Annotated in this window: 2 protein-coding genes; both read right to left on the reverse strand. The window is 33.1% G+C overall.

Going from position 1 to position 1,874, the window contains the following annotated elements; translation table 11 throughout:
• Window positions 1–21: 21 nt before the first annotated feature.
• A complete protein-coding gene (locus tag B0A78_RS12460) occupies window positions 22–1,401 on the reverse strand; it encodes a hypothetical protein (RefSeq protein ID WP_077225424.1) in 1,380 nt (459 codons plus the stop codon).
• Between the two features lie 5 nt (window positions 1,402–1,406).
• The coding region (locus tag B0A78_RS12465) for a DUF2345 domain-containing protein (protein ID WP_123907298.1) at window positions 1,407–1,874 on the reverse strand (468 nt) is incomplete at its 5' end.

Below are 1,874 nucleotides of genomic sequence, written 5' to 3' on the forward strand. Positions count from 1 at the left end.
TAATTATACTTTTATATTCCATTACTTTAACTTTAAATAACCATAATAATTACTTCTAAACTGATTTTTTGTTAATCTAATTTTTCTCATTGGTAAACCTGATGTTGGATTCACAGAATCATTTCTTAACTCTCCCCAAGTAAATACATTGAAGTTTATATTTGTTACATTGTCATAATCTGACTCAGGTTTTAAACCATTAAGAATTTCTAGTCCACCTTCATATACAACCCAGTGATATTCGCTGAAATCATCTAATGAATAATCATCTCCTGGTTTGTAGTCTACCATAGTTCCGTCTATAAGTAAGCATATTTGATATCCATTTTTAAAATCTGCATCAATATCTTTCTCAAGTATTCTTAATTTTTCATCAGAACCAAAAAAGTCTCTTAAATACGATTTATTAATTTTATAATAATCCATTTCAACATCTGTGTAACCCAAAAGGTTTTTTCCTAGAGGCTTCATTAGCGTAGGCCAATTTATTGCCTCTGCATCTTGCCCTTTTTTACCTTTATACAATAATTTTCCAAAAAATGAACTTTCTTTGCTCCTCACACAAGCTAAAGTTAACCAATCTACTTCTGGTAATTTAGGGTGGTCTTTATCTTTGTAGGGATTTACAGAGTACATTTCAATAGCATTCTCGTGTGGTTTCACAATATATTTATTGTACTTATATTCGCCAGTTCTGAATAGTTCTTTAGCTAATTTTTCGTAACCTTTCCCATCTTTTTTTGCTAATAAATAAAATAAGCTTGCCATTCCACATAGTGAGGTTCCACCTTGATCAATTCTCCACGGTTCTTTTGCTCTTGCTTCTGCTTGCTCATAAACAACCATTCTATCAAACCATCTAAACCTATTATGCTTCCAAACTTTTATTTCTCCTTCACTTTTAGGATCGTCAATATAAGCTCTAATATAAATAAATCTGCCACACATATCCTCTTCATTCATAGTAATTTTTACTGTATCTCCTGTAACTTTTAATGGTATATCTATCCATTTGTTTTGTGAGTATTTTGGACTATGGTAGCGTATTTGCCACTTAGTTAGTCTACGACTCAATGATGTTTCATTATCATATTGTGTGACTTGAAACGTATATTCTTTTCCAAAAATCATTCCTAGCTGAGTACTTCCTGACTTGTCATTCTTTGAACCAAGGTCTAGTTTAGTAACTAGTTCTACTTTTTTTACTTTTCCTTGGTTTAATACTATTTTGGGAGGCTCTATTGGCGTTTTATATGATGTGCCTTTTTGGGCACCGTTAATAGAAACTATACCCTCGGCATTGAAACTCATTTTTTGAGCAAATAAATTGTATTCTCCTGTGCAATGTTCTGTTATAGATCCACCTGCAATTTCAATATAATTTCCTGATTTATTGCTCATAAGAATTAATGATTTTTAGTGTTTTTACCGCTGTTTACAAATACCTCGTCTTTGGCGTGTTTATTAATATTGGTTTGGCTTGATACGGTTATGTCTTTTAAGGCTTGTTTTGTTATATCATTACTGGAGGTTTGTATGTTTTCATGTGCTATTTTTTTTATGTTTTTGGCTAGTAAACTAAAATCGCCTATTGCATTTTGTATCATCATGGCTCCTGCTGTAGTGCTATGGTTCATTCCAGCACTTTCGGAGATATTCATACCAGCGGAGGTTGTAATATTCATGCCTGCTGTCATGCTAATATTTCCGCCAGCATTCATAGTAATATCATTAGGCGCATTCACACTAATATTCCCCTGTCCGTCCATCGTCCAAGTGTTGCCACTAGGATCCTCTATAAAAACAGAACCTTGGGCATCGTTTAGAATAATTTTAGTTCCAGATCGGGTATGAATGGCTTTTACATCATTGCC

This window comes from Flavobacterium columnare NBRC 100251 = ATCC 23463, assembly GCF_002530675.1.
GTDB lineage: Bacteria > Bacteroidota > Bacteroidia > Flavobacteriales > Flavobacteriaceae > Flavobacterium > Flavobacterium columnare.